Origin of the sequence: Reyranella sp. CPCC 100927 (assembly GCF_007859315.1) — a bacterium.
Classification (GTDB): domain Bacteria; phylum Pseudomonadota; class Alphaproteobacteria; order Reyranellales; family Reyranellaceae; genus Vineibacter.
The window spans coordinates 234369-256893 of record NZ_VOHA01000008.1 but is presented as its reverse complement, the minus strand read 5'-3'; the positions used below and the strand labels follow the sequence as shown (position 1 = coordinate 256893).

At 66.8% G+C, this 22525-nt stretch carries 14 protein-coding genes; 4 read left to right on the top strand and 10 right to left on the bottom strand.

Translation table 11 applies throughout. The annotated features are described in order from the left end of the window. Positions 1–6 precede the first annotated feature (6 nt). On the top strand, positions 7–906 hold the full coding sequence (locus FQU96_RS22555; RefSeq protein ID WP_178130655.1) for a methyltransferase domain-containing protein: 900 nt from the start codon (positions 7–9) through the stop codon (positions 904–906). 11 nt (positions 907–917) lie between these two features. Then, positions 918–1865, top strand: a complete 948-nt coding sequence (locus FQU96_RS22550; protein WP_146543599.1) for a polysaccharide deacetylase family protein — start codon at positions 918–920, stop codon at positions 1863–1865. A 7-nt stretch (positions 1866–1872) separates the two neighbouring features. Here FQU96_RS22550 and FQU96_RS22545 read toward each other — a convergent pair whose 3' ends face one another. Next, positions 1873–2925: a methyltransferase domain-containing protein gene (locus tag FQU96_RS22545; protein ID WP_178130654.1), complete on the bottom strand. Its 1053-nt coding sequence runs from the start codon at positions 2923–2925 to the stop codon at positions 1873–1875. A gap of 621 nt (positions 2926–3546) precedes the next feature. On the opposite strand from FQU96_RS22545, the gene asnB reads away from it, so the two are divergent. Together asnB and FQU96_RS22535 are read left to right on the top strand one after the other, a co-directional pair. Further along, positions 3547–5481 (top strand): asparagine synthase (glutamine-hydrolyzing), encoded by a 1935-nt coding sequence (gene asnB / locus FQU96_RS22540; protein WP_146543597.1) that lies wholly within the window; start codon positions 3547–3549, stop codon positions 5479–5481. A gap of 209 nt (positions 5482–5690) precedes the next feature. Next, the gene (locus tag FQU96_RS22535) at positions 5691–6422 is read left to right on the top strand and encodes a methyltransferase domain-containing protein (RefSeq protein ID WP_146543596.1); all 732 of its coding nucleotides are present in this window, start codon (positions 5691–5693) and stop codon (positions 6420–6422) included. An 18-nt stretch (positions 6423–6440) separates the two neighbouring features. Here FQU96_RS22535 and FQU96_RS22530 read toward each other — a convergent pair whose 3' ends face one another. The 9 genes from FQU96_RS22530 to FQU96_RS22490 form a co-directional block, all read right to left on the bottom strand. Then, entirely contained in the window at positions 6441–7727 is a 1287-nt protein-coding gene (locus FQU96_RS22530; protein ID WP_146543595.1) for a nucleotide sugar dehydrogenase, read from the bottom strand. Positions 7728–7803: 76 nt separating this feature from the next. After that, positions 7804–9141, bottom strand: coding sequence for an FtsX-like permease family protein (locus tag FQU96_RS22525; RefSeq protein ID WP_146543594.1), 1338 nt, complete (start codon positions 9139–9141; stop codon positions 7804–7806). Next, the gene (locus FQU96_RS22520) at positions 9138–9869 is read right to left on the bottom strand and encodes an ABC transporter ATP-binding protein (protein ID WP_146543593.1); all 732 of its coding nucleotides are present in this window, start codon (positions 9867–9869) and stop codon (positions 9138–9140) included. The genes FQU96_RS22525 and FQU96_RS22520 overlap by 4 nt, the downstream gene beginning before the upstream one ends. 27 nt (positions 9870–9896) lie before the next feature. Then, positions 9897–11876 carry a vWA domain-containing protein gene (locus tag FQU96_RS22515; RefSeq protein ID WP_146543592.1) on the bottom strand — a complete coding sequence of 660 codons (1980 nt, stop codon included), beginning with the start codon at positions 11874–11876 and terminating at the stop codon, positions 9897–9899. 10 nt (positions 11877–11886) lie between these two features. Then, complete coding sequence (locus FQU96_RS22510) at positions 11887–13152, bottom strand: tetratricopeptide repeat protein (RefSeq protein ID WP_146543591.1); 1266 nt, start codon at positions 13150–13152, stop codon at positions 11887–11889. A 97-nt stretch (positions 13153–13249) separates the two neighbouring features. Then, positions 13250–15913, bottom strand: coding sequence for a virulence factor SrfC family protein (locus FQU96_RS22505; RefSeq protein ID WP_146543590.1), 2664 nt, complete (start codon positions 15911–15913; stop codon positions 13250–13252). A gap of 5 nt (positions 15914–15918) precedes the next feature. Then, positions 15919–18891, bottom strand: coding sequence for a virulence factor SrfB (locus tag FQU96_RS22500; protein ID WP_146543589.1), 2973 nt, complete (start codon positions 18889–18891; stop codon positions 15919–15921). Positions 18892–18991: 100 nt separating this feature from the next. Further along, positions 18992–20785: a hypothetical protein gene (locus tag FQU96_RS22495; protein ID WP_146543588.1), complete on the bottom strand. Its 1794-nt coding sequence runs from the start codon at positions 20783–20785 to the stop codon at positions 18992–18994. A 27-nt stretch (positions 20786–20812) separates the two neighbouring features. Then, positions 20813–22462 (bottom strand): VWA domain-containing protein, encoded by a 1650-nt coding sequence (locus tag FQU96_RS22490; RefSeq protein ID WP_146543587.1) that lies wholly within the window; start codon positions 22460–22462, stop codon positions 20813–20815. Positions 22463–22525: the final 63 nt, after the last annotated feature.

Genomic DNA, 22525 nt, shown 5'->3' with positions numbered 1-22525 from the left:
GTGCAGATGGAGCGCGGACAGCAAGCGGAAACGCAGCACTATTTCGACCGATTTGCCGAGGACTGGAAGCGCAAGGGGTCGGGGACGATGCCGGCGCGCGTCAACATCATCGCCCAGCGCAATGGCATTGCGCTGGACGTCTTGGCATCGCTTCCGGCGCCGAAGCGGGTCCTGGATATCGGTTGCGGCACAGGCGATCTGGTGCTCGACATCGCGCGGCGTGGCATCGACGCCGTCGGCATCGACTTCGCGGCGGATATGATCCGGATCTGCGAAACGACGCGCGCCGCGGCGGGTCTGGAGCGGGCTCGGTTCCAGCATGTCTCGGTGTTCGATTTCGACCCTCAGGGCGAAACATATGACCTGATCAGCGCCCAGGGGTTGATCGAGTACATTTCGTTCGACCAGCTCGTCGATCTGTGTCGGACCGTATTCAGACTGTTGGCGCCGGGCGGCGCGTTCGTCGTGGGATCGCGCAACCGGTTGTTCAATGCCTTCTCGCTCAACGCGTTCACCGACATGGAGCGCAAGCTCGGCGTGCTCGATGACATGATGACCGAGGCCGAGGTGATCGCCATGGCGGCAGATGGTGCTGGTGCCCTTTCGGCTGCGGAAAAGATCGCCAGGGCCTACCCCCAACCGGAAAGACACCCGGAAACGGGGGTGACCGTTTCGGTACGCTACCAGTATACGCCGGGCGAACTGTCGCAGCTGCTGCGCAGCCACGGCTTTACACCGGCGGCCGTCTACGGGGCCCACTATCATGCGCTGCCGCCGGCCGTGGCGAAGGATGACCCGCAACTGCACGCCGGCTTCTCAGAGGTCGTCTACCGCGCGCGCCGGTCGGATCACCGGCTGCTGCCGCAGTGCACGACCTTCGTTCTGGACGTGCGCAAGCCGGCATAGGGTGACGGGCCGTGAGCGGACGCCTGACCATCATCATGTATCACTATGTTCATGAACCCGCCGGGCAGGGGTTCGTGAAGCTGGTCGGCCGCACCTATGACGAGTTCCAGGGCCAGCTGGATTACCTCGAGCGGCACTTCGCGATCATCACGCCGGAGCAGTTCACCGATGCCGTGAACGGAAGCAGCACGTTGCCGGCCAACGCCTGCATGCTCACGTTCGATGACGGCTATCGCATTCACTACTCGGTGGTCTTCAAGGCGCTGCGCGAGCGCGGTCTCTGCGGATTCTTCTTTCCGCCCGCCCGCCCAGTTGCCGAGCCCAACGTGCTCGATGTCCACAAGATCCACTTCACCCTGACATCGCCGGTCGGGCCGAGCGAGGTCGCCCGGCAGCTGTGTGGCTGGCTCGAGGCGAATGCGGCGACTTTTTCGCTTCAGCCTGTCGCCTCGTACAAGGCGGCCTACGCCAAGGCGTCCCGGTTCGATCCGGCCGAGATCGTGTTCGTCAAACGCGTGCTGCAGAAGGGTCTACCGGACGTCGCCCGGGCGGCCGCCGTCGACTGGTTGTTTCGCAAGCTTTCCGGTCACGATGAAGCCGCCCTGTCGAACGCGTTCTATCTCCGCGCGCACGAGATCACCGAGATGGTCGACAACGGCATGTATGTCGGCTCGCACAGCTACAGCCATCGCTGGCTCGACACGCTGACAGGCGATGAGCAGGACCGCGAGCTGGATCTGTCCTTGGCGTTCCTGGAAAGCGTCGGCGCGCCGACCGGGAACTGGATCATGTGCTATCCCTACGGCGGTCAGAACCCGGCGTTGCTGGATCGCTTGCGGCGGCGAGGGTGTGTCGCCGGCCTGACCACGGAAGTCGCGGTGGCCGATGTCGGCCGCCACGACCCATTGCTGTTGCCTCGCCTGGACACCAACGACCTGCCGCTGCGTGCCGACGGATAGCGCCGCGTCAGGCGACGCGGCGGAAGGCGAAGTGATAGCGCCCCGACAGCATCTCATCGGCCGTGGCTGATGGATGATTGGTGCGGACGATGCTCCAGAAATCCGGGACGAGATCGACGAAGTTCTGGATTCGGTGCGCGTGCCGCATCGGCTCGTTGATCGACACCTGCAGGACGAAGCCGTTCCGCCGGGCGATTTCCGTGAGCTGATGCATCGTATTGCGCGGATAGCAGAGGCCTGAGAAGTAGAAACGGCACATTTCTTCGGCGCGATGGCCGTGAAACTCGGCGGCGAAACGCCGGTATTCGCCGTCGCTCAACAGCAGGTGGCCCCACGGGATGTTGGTGGTCGCATAGCGGTGGGGACCGAGGTAAGCGAAGAACGAAAAGTGCTTGATGACGAAGAGCGAACCGTCGTGCGTCACGCCGCGCGCGGCGCGGAAGATGCCGTCCCAGTCGCTGATGTGGTCGATCGCCTTGCAATAGAGGACGTCGAACGTTTCGTTCAATTGCGCAAGGTCGTGAGCGCCGAGCTGGGCGAAGCGGAACTGCTTGGCGCCGCCGCGCGTGTAGGCGACCCGGCCGGGACGCAGCGTGAAATTCTCGAAGCCGGTCAGGTGACTGTAGCGGTTGAAGTCCAGTTCGCCGGGCGACTCCTGGGCGATGTAGTCAGCGAGCTCGCGGAACAGGGCATCCCGATCATGCGGTTGCCAGCTGCTCCTGTGCTCGCCGTCGAGATAGGGGTCAACGCCGACCGCCTTGCTCAGTCCCGAGAATTCGAGGATCAGGCGCGGGATCATGCCGTTGCCGGTGCCGATATCCAGCAGCGACTTGCCCGCCAGGTCGACACCCGAGCGCTGCAGCAGGTCCAGAATCTGATGAAGCTGAAGCAGGACGCGGCCGCGCTGGCGGTCGAGGGCGGCGCCTGCCGGCGGCCCTTCCCAATAGTGGCTGCCGGGCGACGTGGGCGACAGAAACGGAAGAAGGAAGTCGTCGGAGACCGGAAGACGAACGCCGTTGTCCTTTTCGAAGGTGCCCGCCACTTTGAGTGCTTCGTTCACAATAATCCTCGCTAACCTTGGCTATCTTCCTGGCATACGCAAAGGGGGCGCGTAATGTCCCCGTAATGGCGACTCGATACCGATCGAGGCGCATCGTCGGCGATCCCGGAGGTTTTTGTCTGCGAGACAGACCTGCTGCGCGGCAATGCAACTAGCGGGCGAACCTCAGGGTTCTTAGGGGTATTATTGGTAAAACGCCGTGCTTTCAAGTGGTCAGGCGATCGTCAGCCACCACGTTTTATTGATGGACTTGACAGTACCCCGATAGGTTGTGTGATCTCTTGACCGAAACAAGGTGCCGAGCAGAAGCGTCAAGGCCTGGACGGTAGCAGGGGCGTCCGACCGGATGAACTCAAGAAAACGCATCGTACCGTTGTCAAACTGGCCCAGCGACATCATGTAGACGGACGTCTGTCGAGGGGCGAGCGCGATGGCCGGCTGAAGTCCAAGAATAAACACGAGAAACGAACAGTAAGAGGCTCATGTGACAGGGAAGTCGGCACTCAGGACGCCGGGCAGCGCGGCGGGGGTAACGTGTGAGCGCGTCGAGGTATCAGGACAAGAGTTCCGTTGTCGCACCGGCGCACCTGTTTACGCTGCTGCCCAGAGGTCAACCAAACAATGTGTGGAATAATCTTCTGGCGGCACGGCAGTCCGCTGCTTGATGCGTCTGCGTGGACCAAGGCGCTGGGCTACGTCAGGGAGCGGGGACCGGATGCCGAAGCCTCGGCCACCGGCCGGGGCTGGGCGGTAGGGTTCAGCCGGTTGGCCATCATCGATCTTTCGGCCGCGGCGATGCAGCCGTTCACCGATCGAACCGGCCGGCACGTGCTGGCCTTCAACGGCGAGATCTACAACTACCTCGAGTTGCGTACCGCTCTTGTCCAGCAAGGCGTCGTCTTTCGCAGCCATTCGGACACCGAGGTCCTGCTGGAGTTGATTCTCCACCGGGGCCTGGAAGCGGCCCTGGCGGCAGTCAGGGGCATGTTTGCCTTCGTCCTGCTGGACACGCAGACCGATCGCGTCATCGCCGTACGCGATCATTTTGGCCAGAAGCCGCTGTACTGGTTCGCCGACGGCGAGCAGATCGGTATCGCATCCGACCAGCGCAGCCTGAACACCCTGCGCAACGCGGTCGGCCCGGATCTCGATGCCTATCAGGTCTACCTGTCGATCGGCGGCAGCGAGGGAACCCGCGGCATGTTCGGGGCGGAGACCAGCTTCTTCGCCGGACTGAATATGTTGCCGGCCGGCCATATGCTCGTCATCGATAAGGGCGCGCCGGTCGTTCGGCGCTACTTCGCGCCGTGGGAACTGGTCGACGGCGACCACCTTGCGCGCAACGCGGCGCGGCCGTACGCGGATCTGCTGGACGAGTTCGGGAGCCTATGGGAACAGGCCGTTCGGCGCCATCTTGTCGCCGACGTGCCGGCGGGTGTTCTGCTCTCGGGCGGGTTGGACTCCAGCATGGTCTATTGGTACGCGCAGCGCCTGGCCAACCCGCTGACGGTGTTCACGAAACTGTCGCCCGGAATCGAGGAGATTCCCCTCGCTGTCGTGCCGGGCCTGCTGGAGCGGCGGCCGGCCAATTGCTATTTCAGCCTGCAGAGTCCCCGCACGTATTTGCCCGAACTGCAGGCCTTTATCGACTACGCGGCGGCGCCCTCGCGCTGGGGCGGTGGGCCGCCGATGCATCGGCTGTGCGTCGATGCGCGCCGCAACGGAGTCATCGTGCTGCTGGGCGGCGATTGCGCCGACGAGTACCTGGGTGGCTACAAGCATTACCGGACATTGCTCGCCAGCGCCGAGGAGACGACCCTGGGGCCGCTGGTCGGGCTGGATCCGGACAGCCCGTTCTATTGCACGCGCCCGGCCATTGCACACGAAGCCCGTGAAACGGCCGTCAGGCAGGAGATCCTGGCCCATCTGGTTCATGCCGGCGTCAATAACGAGCGTGTCGGGCACGCCATCCTGCTGCACGACACGACAAGCTTTCTCCAGTCGTGCAACCTGCCGCACAGCGATGCCTATTCGATGATGGCGTCGGTCGAGTTGCGCAACCCCATGCTTGATATGGATCTCATCCGTTTCTCGCTGAACCTTCCTCTTGGTCTGCGCGCGGCCACGGACGACTCCGGCCAGTTCGGCAAACGGATCCTGCGCGATCTGGCGTCACGCGAGATCGGCCCGTCGATCAACCGCAAGAAGGAAGGAACGCGCAACTATTCGATGGCGATGGCAGATCCGGCGTTCTGGCGCCTCGACAACTTCCACATCGGCTCATTCTTGCCGTTCCCGTCGGCGCCCAGTCGCCGCGACATCATTCGCTTCGTCAATCTGGAACTCTTCCATCGCCGGCATATCGAGGCGGATGTATCGCCGTTGTCGTCGATGCTGACGGCCGCTGGCATCGCAGCGACCGACCTGGATGGCGCCCCTGTGACCGACGACGCATCGTCAATGCGCCTGCCGGCCGTTCCTGCGATGGAGGTGCGGCCGAAAACGGCTGCGGCGAGTTCACCGGGCAGCCAGCGGATGAGCGTCCGGCCAATCTAGCGTGGCGTGACGACGCACAACGTCGCCTGCTATCGCCGCTGCTGGCTTTCGCATGCCAGCCCATCGCTTTTCGCGCGACTGCCGCACGAGGCCGTCAGTTTTTTCATTGGAGTGGCTTCTTATTCTCACGGGATCGTGCGATCGCAGGCATCAAATTGCCTCGAATGATAGTATTCTCGGACGACACAACTAGTAAGAGTACCTGGACCATGAGCAGAATAGGTTCGGTCGGCGACGGCATCAGCGCTGAGAACGCGAACTGGTCGTTTGCCGGCAGCGTCGCGGATACCTTTGACGATCACGTATCCAAGTCGGTGCCGCTGTACGAACAGGGACACGAACTTATCTGCGGCCTCTCCGATTTTTTCGTCAAACCCGATTCGCTTGTGTACGAGTTGGGTTGTTCGACAGGCACCCTGACGATGGCGCTTGCCCAGCATCAGGCCGGCAAGCCCACGGCACGTTACATCGGTGTCGACATCGAACCCGACATGGTCGCCAAGGCGGAAGCGAAGCGAACGCAACTCGGCTTGAAGAACGTGAGCTTCGTCGCCGACGACGTGAGCCAGGTCGACCTTCAGCCGTGTGATCTCGTCGTCGCCTACTACACCGTTCAGTTCATTCGCCCCAGTCGCCGCCAGGAGCTGATCGACCGGATCTACAAGGCTCTGCAGTGGGGCGGTGCCCTCATCCTGTTCGAGAAGGTGCGCGGGCCGGATGCACGGTTTCAGGATATCGTGACGGCGATGTATTCCTACGACTACAAGCTGAAGCAGGGTTACGACGCCGAGGAGATCGTGTCCAAGGCGCGCAGCCTGAAGGGCATCATGGAGCCGTTCTCGACGCAAGGTAACGTCGACATGCTGAAGCGGGCCGGCTTCCAGGACATCATGACGATCATGAAGTTCATCTGCTTCGAAGGCTTCGTCGCCATCAAGTGAGGCGCGATCCGGTGCCCGTCATAGCCGCCACAGCGTGATGTCGGCCGGGCGGGTGTTGCGGTCGAGCACGCCCTGGACGTCGGCGACGTAGCCGCTTTCGTTCTTGAGCAGCCGGCGCACCAGGCTCCAGCCGGCATCGACGAAGGTCTTGTGCGCGACCGCCAGCACGACGGCATCGGCCGGCGCCAGGGCGTCCAGCGTCTTCAGCTCGAACCCGTACGTCCGGCGCACGTCATCGGCGTCGGCCTCGGGGTCATGCACCTGCGCCAGGATGCCGAAATTGCGCAGCTCGCGCACGATATCGGCGACCCGCGTGTTGCGCACATCCGGCACGTTCTCCTTGAACGTCATGCCCAGGACGGTGACGACCGGCCGCCCGTTCCAGCCGCGGCGCATGAGGTTACGCACGACGCGGTTGGCGACGTAGAGGCCCATGCCGTCATTGACGCGCCGGCCGGCCAGGATCACGCGCGAATTGTAGCCCACCTGCTCGGCGACATGGGTCAGGTAGAAGGGATCGACGCCGATGCAGTGGCCGCCGACCAGGCCGGGCCGGAACGGCAGGAAGTTCCACTTGGTGCCGGCGGCTTCCAGGACGTCCCGCGTGTCGATCTCCAGCCGGTCGAAGATCAGCGCCAGCTCGTTGATCAGCGCGATGTTGAGGTCGCGCTGCGTGTTCTCGACCGCCTTGGCCGCCTCGGCGACCATGATCGAGGCGGCACGGTAGGTGCCGGCGCGCACCACGCTGCCGTAGACCGCATCGACGATCTCCAGCGTCGCCGGTGTGTCGGCCGAGACGACCTTGAGGATGGTCTCGAAGCGGCGCTGCCGGTCGCCGGGATTGATGCGCTCGGGAGAGTAGGCGACGTTGAAATCAGTCTTCCAGGTCAGCCCCGACTCGCGCTCCAGGATCGGCACGCACTCGGTTTCCGTCACGCCGGGATAGACCGTCGATTCATAGACGACGATGTCGCCCTTTTTCAGCTGCCGGCCGACGGTCTGCGATGCCTTGTGCAAGGGCGACAGGTCGGGCCGGTTCGAGGCGTCCGTGGGTGTCGGCACGGTGACGATATGGAAGTCGGCCGTTTTCAGATCTACAGGATCGGTGGTGAACACGAGGCCCGGCAGCTTCAGGTCGGCGACATCGACCTCATGGGTGCGGTCGTGTCCGGCCCTGAGCTCGGCGACCCGTTCGGCCGAGATGTCGAAGCCGACCGTCGGCACGCCGGCGCGCGCGAAGGCCGCCGCTACCGGCAATCCGACATAACCCAGCCCGATCACGGAAATGCGTCGATTATGACCCATGGCATCCTCACCGCGTGGCACTGGCCGGCGGAAGCGCGCCTATACTGGAATTCGCGCGCGACCACAAACAGCCCCGTCACACCTCTCGCAGGCCCTCGGACGGATCGATGCGGGCGACGCGCGCACCGGCCAACGCCGACGCGGCGAGGGCGCAGATCAGGGTGGTGCCGATGGCGGCGGCGGCATGGACCGGCAACAGCCGGCAGGCGGTTTCACCGATATCCAGGCTGCCGGCAAAGTGGCGGTTGATCACACCCGCCACCACGGCAAACACGCCCATGGCCAGCGCGCTGCCCACCATGGCGACGACGGCCGCCTGCACGACCGGGAAGATCACCGTGGCCCGCGTGCGGAAGCCCAGCAGGCGCAAGGTGGCGAGGTCGCGGCGCTTGCGCTCGACGGCGCCCCACAGGCTGACGCCCAGCGACAGCAGGAACCCGGCCGTGCCGATGCCGGCGATCAGCCAGAACAGCAGGCCCAGGTTGCGGTCCAGCGACATCAGCTGCTCGACCTCGGCGGCCCGCGTCGAGACCTCGGTCTTCTCGGCCAGCAGCCGATCGCGCAGCCGGGGAATGTCGTAGATCGTGCGGCCATAGAGGCGGAAGCCGGCATAGAGCCGTTCGCCTTCGGGCCGCGGATTGCCCTCGGCCGCCAGCGCCGGCTCGGCGAAGCCGTCGCGGAAGGACTCGGTGGCGTCGAGCAGATCCAGCGGCACGAAGACCGCGTCGCGACCCCAGGCGGCTTCGGGCAGGACCGCGATCACGCGCACGGTGATGCGCACATTCTCCTGGCGGCCGTCGACCGCCCGACCGACGATACCGGCGATGACGTCGCGCGCCACGACGCTGCCCGCCTTGCGCGCGGCCGAGGCGGAGAGCACGACGGAGATGTCGCGCCCCCGCGCCGGCGCTGGATCCGCCGGGTCTATTCGCCCGGCCTGCATGCGCGGATGCACCTCGCCCGCGCACACGATCCGCGGATCCTCGTCGGGTGCGGCCGTGCATGACGGGTAGGGCAGGTGGTCCTTGAGCACGGGGTCGCCCGGCGCCGTCGGGACCATCTCGACATTGACCACCGGCCCGCCCGGCTTCAGGAGGTCCATGCTGGCGGCAATGGCGCGGGTGCGCGGGATCACGAATGCGACCTCGGGCCATTGCTTCACGGTGTCGAACCAGGCCTTGTCGAAGCGGCCGGCGCCGATCGGCACGATCTCAAGGTTGCGCGGGTCGCCGGCCAGCCGTTCCGTCAACGTCTGTACGACGCCGAAGCGCAGGCCGAACAGCACCAGCAGCGGCGCCAGCACGGCCGCCAGCGCCAGCACCAGGCACAAGGTTGCGCGCCATTCGTGGCGGGCATCGGCCACGGCCAGCGCAACGATGCGCCGCAGGTCGCGCGGGGTGGGCTTGCCGCTCATGGCTGCCGGGCGAAGGTCGATCGCACCACGACACCGTCAGATGTCTGCTCGCGCGCGATATCCGGCGCGATGCGCGGCAGGCCCAGCCGTTCGACGCGGCCCCAGTCGTGCGAGGCCAGCACCAGGGCGGCGCCGTGTTCCTGCGTCTGCGCCAGCAGCAGGTCGGTGACGATATCGGCGGTGGCAGGGTCGACCGACGCGGTGGGCTCGTCGGCGAGCACGATCGACGGGCCGTGGGCCAGCGCGCGCGCGATGGCCACGCGCTGGCGCTGTCCCACTGACAGGGTCGCGGGTTTCTTGCGTAGCTGGTCGGCGACACCCAGCCGTTCGGCCAGGCGTTCGACGGTATCGTCGGTGGGCAGCGCCAGCAGCCGGCGCGGCAGGTCGATATTGTCGAAGACGGTCAGAAAAGCGAACAGGCCGCCGGTCTGCGGCACGTAGCCGACATGCTGCGCCCGCAGGATGGCCAGCGCGTCCGATGCCTCGTCCTGCCACAGGCCGGCGACGTCGCTGGCCGCCGTGTCGGCCTGGAACGTGAAGCGGTCCGCTTCATCGGGACGCGAGGCCAGAGCAATCAGGTCGAGCAGCGTGCTCTTGCCGCTGCCGCTCTCGCCGATCAGCGCCACGCGTTCGCCCGGCGCGATATCGAGTTCATCGATGCGCAGCTCGAAGCGCGCACCCGGCGCCAGCCGCCGCTTGGTGACGCCGCGCAGCGACAGCAGGGACATGGACTCTTCCATTGACCGCGTATGGCCTCACGGCAAGGCGTCGAGCGGAATGGGATAGACGGCGTCGCCCGGATTGCTGCCGGCGCCGCCGAGCTGGACCCAAAGCGCGGCATCATTGTGGAAGCGCTCGTAGAGCCGCGCCTTGGCCTCGAGCTCGTTGAGCAGCGCCTGCTGCTCGGCGATGGACCAGGTCGTCCAGGTCTGCTGGTCGATGCCCATGATCTTGCTGCGGTAGGGCAGGTCGTCGAGGTACTCGCCCATCAGCCCCAGCTCGCCCAGCTTCTCGGTGCCGCGCCGGCCGATACGCGACGGGTCGCGGCTCATGGCGGCCGCGGCGCTGCGCAGCTCGTCGAAGAAACCGGCCGGCGTCATCTGGCCGCGCTTGCCGGCGTCGATGATGCGCTTGATGGTCTGCTGCAGGTCGCTCAACTGGTTCTTGGTCAACAGGACGCGGACCTCCAGCGCCGTCGAGGTCGGCGTGTCGATGTCGCGGTCGGTGGCCCACGCTTCGAACATCTTGGGGGCCTGGGTCTGGTTCTGGCTGCCCAGATACGCCAGTGCCATGGCGTGGCCGATGAGCTGGAAGTCGCGTTGCACGCGGCTGGTCGCGGGCGGTGGTTGCTGTTCCTGCATGCGGCCGGCGGCGAACATGCGCATCAGCTGCGTGGCGCCCTCGGCGATGCTCTCCATGTTCTTGCCGAAGTCGGCCACGCTGCCGGCCTCGACCGGATAGTAGAGCGCGCGGGGCAGGTTCTTGCCTTCGGTCAGCGCCGTGTACTGTCCCTCGGCCGAGGCGTGGTCGTTCTTGCCGGCGGCTGTGCGCAGATGCACGGCCATCAGGTGGATCTGCCGGGTCTCAGCCAGTTCGCGGATGCGGTTGACGTCGAGGCCGGTCGACGATGTCGGGTCATTGCTCTGCAGCGGCCCGGCATCGGTGATCAGGATCACGATGCGGCCATCGAAGCCCGACCAGTCGATCTCGTCGACCGCCGCCTTGATGCCGGCCACCGAGTCTTCGGTGAAGGCATGGCTGGAGACAGTGGTCGCCTTCAGTTCCTTCAGCTTGTCGAAGAACGTCTTGCCGTCCGGCGCGTCCTTGGGCTGCACGAAGACCTTGGTCAGGTAGTCGAGGCCCGGTGTCACGGTGGTGCTGTTGCGGAAGGCGACCAGGCCGTAGCTGGCCTTCAACCCGGCGCGCTCGATCTGGTCGTAGAACCGTTTTGCCGCCTCGCGCGCCTTGTCGAGATAGGGCTGCATCGAGGTCGTGGTATCGACCACGAACACGACGCCCAGCTTGAAGTTCTTCAGCGAGTCGTAGAGGTTCTGCCGCACCTTGGGCTTCAGGGGATCGTCGCCCTCCTTCTGCAGCGTGACGGATGCGACCTTCAGCATCCTCACCTTGATGTTGTTCTGCAGATAGGCCTCGCCGGCTTCCAGGATGGGCAGCAGATAGAACTGCTTGGCGATGTCGATGTGCGTGCTGGGCTCGATCGAGATGACCGGGAAGCCGCTCGGCAGGTTGCCGCCGGCAACGATGGCATCGCGCAGCTTCTTGGCCTGCGCCGTGCGATCGTTGGCCTCCAGGACACCCTGCAGCTTGTCGCGCTCGCGGAAGAAGAGGGCGCGTTCGCGGCCGGCGGGATTGGTGAAGGCCAAGGTCAGCGTCTGCCGCCATGCCACGGTGTCCTCGGCCTTCAGCCAGCCGATGGTCTTGCCGTCGCTGCCGCCGCCGACCTCGAGCCACTCCGTGCCGCCGGATGTCTGGCGCGTGTAGACATAGAGCGCGCTCATCGGCGACAGCACGTTGCCGGCGGCGCCGCCCGGCTTGTCGTAGGGACGCGCGTCAGGACGGGTCAGCACGCGCTGGAACAGCGTCTTCTTGCCTTCCATCAGCAGGGGCGCGCGGGATCCGCTCGGCTGCTGCTGTGCCATGGCGCTGGTCGCCAGCACAAACACGGCCGCGGCCGCGGCGACGGTTGTCGCAACACGTCGCGCAATGGCGATCATGGTCGGCTCCCTATGTGCATTGCAGGTCAGAAAGCGACTTCTTCGCTTCGGCGTCCCCCTTGTCCGATGCCTTCTTCAGCCAGTCGCACGCCTTGCCCTTGTCGGCCGGGAAATTGTTGGCGCCCTTGGCATACAGCTGGCCCAGCCGGCGCATCGCCAGCGGCAGCTCGACCTTCGCGGCCTTCTCGTACCACTGCGCCGCCTGTGCTGCGTCGGAGTCGATCGGCGAGTTGGGCGCGCGATTGACCGGATCGAAGTAGCTGGCATATTCCGCCGCGCCGACCGGATCGCCGGCATCGGCGGCGGCGCGACACACGAAGAAGGCGGCGATCTGCTTGCCGTCCTGGCGCAGCGACCGGCACTTGTCGACCATGGCCTCGGCGGTGGGCTTGGTGTCGAGGAACTCGGTGGCCACCACGCGCTCGGGCTTCTCCATCGGGTCGGGCGTTTTGGGTTTGGGGTCGCCGCCGCCGGCAACCACGACCTCACGCATGAAAAACCACCAGTAGGTACCAGCGCCGATGCCGCCGACCAGCAGCAGCAGGACGGCGGCCAGCGCAATCCACTTGCCGGTCCCGCTTTTCTTGGGCGCCGCCTCGGGGCCGATGCGGTCCATCGGGTCGGGCGGCCGCAGACCTGGACCGCCCGGTGGCGGCGGCGCCGGGTCGAACAGCGGCGGCGGCTCCTGGGGGAAGGGGAAGAGCGGCGGTGGTTCCGCCGGCTGGAAGAGCGGCGGCGGCTCGGCCGCGGGCTGGAAGGGTGGTGGCGGTTCGGCGGGCTGGAAGGGCGGCGGCGGTTCCGCGACGACGAAGGGCGGCGGTGGTGCCGGCGGTGGCGGCAGGGGTTCCGGCAGGCGGACCACGGTGGTAGAGGCCGAGCCGGTCGCGAAGCCGCGGTCGGTGCCCGCAGGCATATCGCCTGACACCATGCGGTCGGGATCGTAGGCGCCCGATGTCTGCATCGTCGGCCAGGCCACGACCGTGGCACCGACATTGCCGACGCCCGGTTCGCGCACCGACAGTCGCACCGTCAGGCCGGCCACCATGTCGCAGACGATCGGGCCGACATGGAAGTCGACGCCGCCGGGGAACGCCTGGACCTGCTCGGGCGCCAGCCAGGACTCCGAGCGCTGCCAGCCGCCGTCGGACAGGTACTTCTCCGGGCCCTGGCGGCGTTCGATGCAGATCGTCAGACCGTCCGGTGCCGCATCCAGATCGTGAACGCGCAGAACGGCGTGCCCGGGCAGTTCGGGTTTTGGCTTAACTTCTGCGCGCATAGCTCACTCTAGGGTCGCGATTGCGGCGCCATTTTGGCCCGCGTTGGCAGCGCGGGCAATCGTGAGCGGCTGTGATGTGCCAGCGGTCGATATCGGCCTAGCCCGCCAGTTTGGCTTGTTCGGCACGCTTCAAGATGGTCCCCAGCCGGTCATTTTGCTCGGGCGTGATGTCACGTCCGCCCTCGAAACCGACATTGTCCATGGCCAGTTGCAGGAAGGCGCGCATCCAGTCGGCACAGAAGATGTTGTAGATCGGCAAGGGTTCCTCGCCGAGTGGCGGCGGCTCGTTCTCGGTGAAAGCCGGTGGATCGTCGAACACACGCCGCGTCGGCGCCTGCGGCGGCAGGCCGGGCCGATGGTCACGCGCCACCCGGTCGAAGCCCAGCCAGTCGATGTAGCGATTGATCGCGTTGGCGGCGGCCCGCACCTGGCGCTCGGCGATATCCTCCCACTTGGCGTTGGCGTTGTTCTCCACCGCCCGGACATCCTTGGCCAGCCCATCGGCGATGCGCAGGCGGTTGGCCCCGACCGCGAGTTCATCGACCAGCCAGCCGAACTGCTGGCGATCGACGATGAAATGCGCCACGGCATGTTCGTCGCCGCTGGTGCGCCGCAGCCGCTCCATCCAGTGCTGCACGGCTTCGCTGGCGAAGCGGTGGGCGCGGTCGTGCACGATCGAACTGCCGCCGTCCGACACCGGGATGGCCGCATCCTGACCGAACACCTCACCGAAAATATCGCCCAGATCGATGCCGGCGCCGACCGCCTCGCCGGTCTGTTTGCCGTCCTTGCCGTTGCCTTCGGGTTTCATGGTGGCGACGCGGAAATAGATGCCGCGCAGGTCCTCTTCCTCCACCTGCAGGGCGCCGACCAGTTCGCCGAAGCGCTGCGCCTTGATGCAGGGGCCCAGCCCGCGCAGCACCTGCTGCACCAGCTGCTGCTTCTTCTGCCGCGCGTCGGAGTCGGTGCCGCTGTGGAAGCCGGCCAGCCGGTCCGACAGGCGGCGGATCTGCTCGTCGATCTGGCCGCGCACCTGGGCGCGCTTGATCGCCGGGTCGCACACCGGGGTCAGGTTGTCGACCAGGTAGGACAGGCCGCCGTCGTTGGCCCGGAACGCCTCGTCCCACGCCGTCGTCGGATCAGCGAAGTGCTGCTTGACGATGTCGTTGCCGACGAAGGCATTGCGCAACAGATCGCAGCGCTCCTTGAACGTTTCGGCGATGCCCACCTCGCGGCCGTCGGCGTAGAGCATCAGGCGCTCGTCCTTGACCGTGGGATTGCGCAGCCAGAACGTGTTGCGGAACGCCCGTCCGTCCCAGTTGCGCGGCCAGTCGCCGCGGAAATTGTTGAGCAGCGAATTGTTGAGGCGCGCGCCCCAGCGGCCGCTGAGCTCGGTCTCGCCGGCCTTCTGCTCGAACTCGCGGTCCATCTTGGTCAGCACCAGGAACAGACCGTTCTTTTGCCGCGACCGCGACTGGGCCGTCTCGCCGAACGTGGCGCCGACCCAGCCCTCCATCATCGGCGACAGGTCGCGCACTTCCTGCACGCCGTCGGGAATGCACAGCAGGATGGCGGAAATCTCGCGCTCAGCCGAAAAGCGCTGGAACAGATAGGCGACCTTGCCGCGCAGCAGCAATTCGCGCAGCGGGTTGGCGTTCTGCTTGCCGTCGGCACCCTTGCCGGCGTCTTCCAGCTTTTCCAGCTTCAACCGCGAGCGCGCGCCGGGGAAGTCGAGCAGATCGGTATGATCGAAGAACGCCCACGGCTTGTCCTCGATGGCGATGCGCAGCTCGGCCGTCAGCGCGCAGACCAGCGAGCGCGGCAGTTCACTGTCCTGCGCGCCGGGCAACTGCGGGCGCACCTTCAGCGTGTCGCCGGCATCGGTGCCGAGCCGGTCGAGGATCAGCACGTCGATGATGCTGTTCTCGCGCGGCACCAGCGCATCGATCTGGCAGTGCGCCTCCTCGGCGAAGCCCAGCTTCTTCAGGCCGGCGAACAGGTCGTTGAACAGCTTGGTGTAGGGTTCGAAATCGTACCACAGCAACGACCACAGGCGGGCGCGGTCGGTGCCGGCCAGCCGCGGCGCCAGATGCAGCGCCTCGCGCCAGAAATCGACGTGGAAGTCCTGGGTCATGCCCTTGAAGGAGCCGTCGAAGTACTCGATCAGGTCGAGCACGTCGTCCTCGGTCAGGCCGTCGACCGGCTTGTCCTTGGCCAGCGGCCGCAACTCGCCCAGCCGCTGGCGGATCTTGTCGCTGTTGGGACGCTGGAATGCCGCCTTCTGGTGATCGAAGTCGAGATAGAACGAGTTGGCGAGGATCTTCACCAGGTCGGTCTGCGTCAGCAGCCGCAGCTCGACGGGATAGCCGGGCGGACCATCACTCGCCTCGGTGCTCAGCCGGGTGACGAGGCCGGTCGATTCGCGGCCGCCGGGCGGGTTGATTTCGCGCAGGAAGTCGTAGCCCTTGCCGTCGAACTTCGCCGTCAGCGGCCGGCCCTCGCGGCTGGCCAGGATCGACACCAGATACGACTTGCCGGCTTGGCTCGGCCCGAACACGCCGACGCACATCTTGCGCTTGGCGGCCCGTGCCAGCTTGCGGCTCTGGTTGCGCACCTTCTGCAGCTCGGCGATCAGCGAACTCGCCTGCTGGCCGATGCTTTCGGCGGTCGGCGCCACGTCGCGGATCCATGTGATCGCCTCGGCGGCGGCGGTAGCCGTCGCCTCGCAATCGCGCGACAATTTGAGATCGACTTCTTCCATGGACGTCAGCCTGTCTTGAGCGCGCCGGTGTCGAGCCAATAACCTTCGGATTGGGCCAGCGTCTGCAATCGCAATGTGAGGGACCGGCGGTTGACGTTGTTGCCGTCGCGATCGACGACGGTCGCAATGTCGATGTTCTCGGTATCGACGCCGCCGCGTTCGGTCGGTCGCGCCCGCTTGAAGGTCACGAACAGCGGCGTCCGCCGGCTGAGCGCATCGCCGTCACGCTTGCTGGCGTACTCGAGATAGTACAACCGCGTGGTCGGCCAGCGCTCGAGGTCGACCTGCCGGAAGCCGATCGTGATCGGGGCGCGGAATTCGAAGGGCTTCTCGGGAAGCTGGTACTCGGGATTGTCGAGATCGACGTTCGAGAAATAGGTGTCCTGGCGCAGCAGCCGGCCGGCCAGCTCGATCGAGCCGATGTAGCGCGCCGTGCTGCGTGCCCGCAGCTTGTCGGAGCGGAACGAGAAGCCCTGCAGTTGCGACTGGCCCAGCACGCAGATCATGGCGCCCACCGCGACCGTCGTCTTGGGGTCGCCGACCCGCAGCCGGTTGTCGCGGAACGGATACCAGTCACCGACCCGATACTCATGCAACGGCACGACCCGGTCGGGCGACAGCGGCAGCAGCTTCAGCGCCAGCGACTTCATCGCCGGCAGCCGCGAGGGCCGGCCGGTCAGCAGCAGCAGGTCGCAGTCGTAGGTGTAGACCAGCTCGCACAGCGGCGTGAGCACATTCTTGATTTCGGCCTGCACCGTGTCGTCGATGCCCTGCAGGTCGATCGGCACCATGACCTTGCGCAGGTCGAAGTCGCGGGCGCCGCGCTTGCGGGCGGCATCGTTGACGAAGGCGACAACCTCGGCCGACGGCCGCGCGCCGGGGCTGAAGAAGGAATCGAACGGCCGCGATTCCGGCGCCGGGGTCGCTTCCTGCGGCTGGTAGGCTTCGCACGCCAGCAGCAGTTCCAGCCCGATCGGGCTCGCCACCTGCAGCGCGAACTGCCGGCGCAGGTTCTGCGTCTCGACGTCCTCGCCGCCGCGGTTGCTGCGGAACAGCTCGGTGGTCAGGTCCTCGGGATTGGCGAGGCCGGCCTCCTTCATGGCGTCTTCGATCGTCGGCAGCACGTGGTTCTGGATCACGCGCAACAGGATGTCGTCGCCGGCCTTGTTGAACCCTTCGCGGAAAGTCTGCTCCGGGTGCATCGTGACGGAGATGCCGGTGCCCTCGACCGTGTAGGTGTTGATGATCAGGTCCGTCGTGCCGCCGCCGATGTCGATGCTGGCGACCCGCAAAGTGTCGGGACGATCCTGGCGGACGCGCGGCCGGCGCGCGGCCTGGAAGAACGCGCGCGCATCGCCGCCGAAATTGCGCGCCACTTCGGTATAGAGATAGACCAGCTGGGTGCAGCTGGCCTCGTCCCACTCCAGGAAGACCTCGGGCGGCGTGCTGTCATCGTCCTGCAGCTTCCAGCCCAGCACCATCCAGACCAGGTCGCGGGCGGCTTCGGCGCGGCGGCGGAAGAGCTGGCGCTCGGCCAGCGGCATGCCGGTCGGCACCGTCATGATGATGCGGCGCAGGCGGCGCGGGATCTCGGCGTGGCTGCGGCGGATGCGCTGGGCCGGCGAGTTCATCTGCGTCAGGGCCTGCAGGATGATCTCGCACAGCGCAAAGCTCATCATCGAGCTGCGCGAGTAGAGCGGCTCGAAGACCGGCAGGTTGTCGGGATCGTCGGGCTCCAGCCGGTGCAGTGCCTCGCCCTTCTGGTTGACGAGCTGGGCCAGCGGTCCGCTGTTGGCTGCCATCGTGCCCTGCTCGGGCGAGAAGGCGCCGTTGAAGAACCACTCGCGCTTCTGGGCGTCGACATCCCACAGGTAGCGCTTGGGCGACGACATCCCGGTGTTGCCTTCGGTGCCGCGCCGGCGTGACGCCAGCCGCGTGGCCTCCGGCCCGATGCGCGCCATGGTCGGCCACACGAAGGCGTCGGTGCGCCCGCCCAGGCGCGACAGGTGGTTCTTGCCGAACGATGCCTGGGCGAACTCGATACGCGATTCGAACGGCTTGGTGTAGACGCGCTCGGGATGCGTCAGGTCGCGCAGCGCCAACTCGTAGGAATCGTTGAGGTTGGCGGCGCGGTCGTCGGTCGACTCGATGAGCATGCCGCAGGTGCGCGAGTTGCCGACATCGAGGACCAGGTCGACGTCGATGGCGCCGCGGCCGGGCCGCTCGGCGTCGCCGACAACCTTGATTGCTGGAAAAACACCGGCGCCGTCGAGCATGGCCAGGAATGCGAGATACCGCGCCGTCGGTTCGGTCGGCGCCCGCTTGGCCTCGGTATCGATCTCATGTGCTGACAGCTTGGGGAAGAGCTCGCGGAACAGCTCCTCGATCCACTTCTGCACCCATTCCTGGCGCAGGAACCACTGGTTGTCGGCTTGCCGCGACGCCAGCGCGAAAATGGCGCCCGAAGCAACATCCTTCGGCGATGGCGCCAGGTAGGCGCGCCCGTCGAGTTCGGGCAGCAGGCCGGTGTCGAACGCCAGCACGGCGCGGTAGCGGTGGCCGTGCTCGTCGCGGAAGCCGTCGCCGTGGCGGGACTCGAGATCGACCACCCGCACCCGTGCCCAGTCGCTGGGTCCGTCCTTGAACGTCTTGCCGGGGCGTGCCTGGAAGAACGGCACGGGCACCCAGCGGTCCAGGAACGGGGCCAGCGCGTCCTTCATGCCGATATCGAGGTTGCCCTGGGCCTCGTGGCGTTTGCCCGCCTCCATGACCGTATAGACCCCGGTTCCGGGGTCGTATTCGAACTGCACCAGCTTGTCGACCGTGGCGCCGCTGTCCGGCGTGTTGCTGTCGAGGAACCGCCACTCCTTGACCAGCAGCCGCGTGGGATCGAAGCCGAAGTCGAGGAACTGCACGCCGCTCTTGGCGATCAGTGTCGTCGGTTGAGGGTAACGGGGCAGGTAAGCGAGATCACTCATGGTCCCGACGCAGACTCCGGTCGCACACACCACGCGGCGTGGCACGTCCGCAGTGTATCGGGGCAGGGTGCCGCGCCGCAACCGCGGCGCGGTCGCTCCCTCATTTTCCGAGCTGGACCGCGTAGCCGGGGCCGCCGTCGCTGCTGCCCTGGCATTGTGCGCGCCCGTCCCGTCCGGTCTCGCAGGTGACGGTGGAGGGCGCGTAGGTGGTGCCGTCGCTGCACTTCAACGGCTCGGTTTCCTTGATGATCAGCTTGCCGGCAGCATCGCGGCTGGCCTCTGCCGGACCTTCGCACACGACACCATTCTTCTGGACGATGCGGCTTTTGCCTTTGCCGTCCTTATCGAAGGTGTATTGCGGCCGGATGACCTCATCACCGCCCTGAGTCGTGAGGTCTGTGCTCGACCGCCAGTCGCCCTGCATGAAGCGAACGCCGGGCTCCCGCGGAATCTGCACGGGCTCGATCGGTTTCTCGCCCGGCTTCTGGCCGGCCCGTGGATCGGTGGGACGCGCCGCCTGCTGCTGCGGCGTCGTTGGCCGTTGCGGGTCGGTCTTCGGGTTCGCTTTGGGGTCGGTCTGCGGCTTGCCGTCCGCCTTGGGCTGCGGCGTTTTGGTCTCGGTCCTGGGATCGACCGGCGGTTTGGTGTCCGTCTTGGGATCGGGCTTCGTGCCCGGCGTGCGGCCGGCGTCGGCCTGCGGCTTGGTGGCATCGCCCGCGCCCGGCCCGGTGCGTTGCGGGTCGACGGTGGTGCCGCCGTCGGCCGTGGTGCCGGGCACGACGACGGTGCCGCCGCCCTGGCCAGGCACGACGGTTCCTTGCTGCCCGGGCCGGCATTGGCCACGTTTTTCGTTGAACTGTGCCCACAGGCTTTGGAAATCGGCCCGCAATGCCGCTTCGCGCGCCTGCTCCGCCCGCAACGCCGAGTCATCGACGCCGCCGGGCGCGGTTGGTCCGGTTCCTGCAGTCGATGGCAAGGTGAATTTGCCGTCCCACACCCAGCGCGGCAGATAGGGCTTCACGAAGAAGGCGGCCACGGCCAGCAGAAGCAGCAGGAACAGCGCCACCAGCATCCACTTCCACCAGGTCGGGGCGGCCGCGGGCGCGACGGCGGCCATTGTCGCGGATGCCGGGCCGATGGGAGGTGGCGGTGGCGGTGCGCCGAATTGAGGCGGCGCGCCGGGCATTCCCGTCGGCGGAGCAGCAGCCGGTGGCGGTGCGCCGAATTGAGGCGGCGCGCCGGGCATTCCCGTCGGTGAAGCAGCAGCCGGTGGCGGTGCGCCGAACTGAGGTGGTGCGCCTGGCACTCCCGTCGGTGGTGGAGCAGTCGGTGGCGCGGTCCAACTCGTCGGTGCTGGCGCGGCCGGTGGCGGCGCCGGCGTAGCCGGACCGGCCGACCAGGCCGGCAATGTGGCGGCGGCGGGCGCGGCGGCGATTCCCAGCAGCGCGCCGGCCGCGCCGTTGCCGGAGAAGCCCCAGAACGCCAGGACCGGGCGGGTATCGACGGAAAACAGCACCTCCGGACCCGGTGCGATGAGCGCCTGTCGCAGCAAGCGACCGAAGGCACGCTCGCCATCGGATCGACCCGCGGCGTCGAGGCGTTCCACCAGCCGTTCAAGGTCGGGACGCAGCTCCTGGACCTTCGACTGCAGGGCGCGCTGCTCGGCTTCCGTCAGGTTGGCGTAAGGTCGTGGAGTGCCATCGAACGGCGCTCGCCACTCGATATGGCCACCTTGATCATGCGGGATGGCGAAAAGGTCGGCGTGCTTCTTGCCGAGCCGGGTGTCGATGGCGGCGCGCAGTTGCGCGGCGCGGCGCCAGACCGGCTGACCACCATCGCCCAGGGCGCTGTAGGCACCGGCGCCGGCGGTTGTCAGGAGCGGTCCTGAGGTCATGGCGGGAACTCTCTTGCGAGTCCTCTGTCAGTTGCGTGTGTTGCGGCACTGCAGCGGCACCTGAACCGATGATGTCGCATCGGTAAAGGCATCCAGCGCCGCTTGCGCGTTCGTCGCCGAGTAGATCTTACCGCCCGTAATGGTGGCCAGGCACGTCGATTCGTCGGCGCTGCCCACCACATCGATCAGATGGATCTTCACGCCAGGCTTGGCGGCGTGCAGGCGCTGGGCCACGGCGCAGATGTTGCCGCCGCACGAATCGCGCCCGTCGGAGAAGACGACGATCGTGCCATTGGGACTGCGCAGGCCGTTGGCCGCGGTTTCGATCGCACGCGCCAGCGGCGTGCCGCCGCGCGCCGTCTTGCCTTGGATCAAGCCGATCAGGCGCGAGCGGTCGGCGGCACCGAAGAAGCCGAAATCCTGGACGGCGCGGCAATCGTCGAAAACGACAAAGCCGACGCGCACCTCGGACGGCAACTGCGGGATGACCGTTGTCACCGCCTGCTTGGCGTCATCGAGCCGCTTGGGCCCGGGCGTCTGGCTCAATGTCTTGATCTCGCCGGCAGCCTCGCGATCGCCGCGTCGGCTGCGCGCGACCAGCCCGTCGTCCTGGGCGGCATTCAGTCCGCTGGGCATGTTCATGCTGGTCGAGCCGTCGAGGATGATCGTGACCTCCGGTGCCGGTGTACCGGGGCGCCGTGGCGGCGGACAGGAAGGTGCAGCGGCGGCGACCGTCGTATCGGCGGTCGGGATCGCCGGCGGGCCGAGCCCACGGGCCTCCTCGCCGCGCGGTTCGTCCGGCGGTGTGACCGGTGCCGCGGGCGCCCGGCAGCGTTCGCGTTCACGCCGCGCCTGCTCCTGCAACGACGCCAACTCGACACCCAGTTCTTCGCCGCGAACGCGCGACTGCGTCAGCGCGGCGCTCAGCCGAACGTGCTGTTCGACGACCGCGATGGCCGCCGGCGCCGGCGGGGGCGGGACCTCGGAGGATGCCGAATCAAACATCGTGCCGACGCCGGTGAAACCCTGCATCGCCCAGGCCGTGCCGATCGCCAGAAAGACGACAGCGGCACTGGCGGCCCACCACCGCCGTGGCGCGCGCTGGGTGCCGTCGGCGAGCGCGACAGGAAGCGCCCTGTCGCCGGCAGCGGATGCGTCGTCATCGCGTGCCGCTGCGCCATTGCGGGTACCGGGCTTCTCGCTGATAGGCACGAGCACCGGCGCCACCGGCGCACCAGTGGAGTCCGATTCATAGCCCCAGCAAACAATGACGGGTTGGTCACCGATCAGAAACAGGTAGTCGTCCGACGGTCGTCGCACCGCCAGCGCCAACGCGCGGCCCAGCAGCCGGCCATCCTCGCTCTCGGCCTCGCCGAAGCGCCGGGCCAGGGCTTCGATGTCGCCCAGCAGACCGTCAACTTCGGCTAACAGTGCTTTCTGGCGCGCCGCAGGCAGGCTGGAGAAGCGTTGCACCGGTCCGGAGGCTGCCGTGTACCAGTCGGTGGCGCGGCCGCCGTCGTAGGATTGCGGTTCTGCCAGAAGCCGCGCATAGCGCTCGCCCAAACGTCGGCGCAAAGCGCCACGGATCTGATCCTGCGCGTTGTGCAAGGGTTCGCCGCGCACGCCGAGCGGGCGTGCGCCCGCGATCGTCGTGCTGACCAGCGTGTTGACGTTCACCCGATGCACTCCATGGGAACGCGGCGGCGTACGGCGCCCATTCGCCGCGTGTCGCAGATTCGT

Bases quoted from the DNA above. Each gene is read 5' to 3' on its own strand.
- FQU96_RS22555 (WP_178130655.1), top strand. From the start codon at position 7: ATGGAGCGCGGACAGCAAGCGGAAACGCAGCACTATTTCGACCGATTT.
- asnB (WP_146543597.1), top strand. From the start codon at position 3,547: ATGTGTGGAATAATCTTCTGGCGGCACGGCAGTCCGCTGCTTGATGCG.
- FQU96_RS22535 (WP_146543596.1), top strand. From the start codon at position 5,691: ATGAGCAGAATAGGTTCGGTCGGCGACGGCATCAGCGCTGAGAACGCG.
- FQU96_RS22530 (WP_146543595.1), bottom strand. From the start codon at position 7,727: ATGGGTCATAATCGACGCATTTCCGTGATCGGGCTGGGTTATGTCGGA.
- FQU96_RS22525 (WP_146543594.1), bottom strand. From the start codon at position 9,141: ATGAGCGGCAAGCCCACCCCGCGCGACCTGCGGCGCATCGTTGCGCTG.
- FQU96_RS22520 (WP_146543593.1), bottom strand. From the start codon at position 9,869: ATGTCCCTGCTGTCGCTGCGCGGCGTCACCAAGCGGCGGCTGGCGCCG.
- FQU96_RS22515 (WP_146543592.1), bottom strand. From the start codon at position 11,876: ATGATCGCCATTGCGCGACGTGTTGCGACAACCGTCGCCGCGGCCGCG.
- FQU96_RS22510 (WP_146543591.1), bottom strand. From the start codon at position 13,152: ATGCGCGCAGAAGTTAAGCCAAAACCCGAACTGCCCGGGCACGCCGTT.
- FQU96_RS22505 (WP_146543590.1), bottom strand. From the start codon at position 15,913: ATGGAAGAAGTCGATCTCAAATTGTCGCGCGATTGCGAGGCGACGGCT.
- FQU96_RS22500 (WP_146543589.1), bottom strand. From the start codon at position 18,891: ATGAGTGATCTCGCTTACCTGCCCCGTTACCCTCAACCGACGACACTG.
- FQU96_RS22495 (WP_146543588.1), bottom strand. From the start codon at position 20,785: ATGACCTCAGGACCGCTCCTGACAACCGCCGGCGCCGGTGCCTACAGC.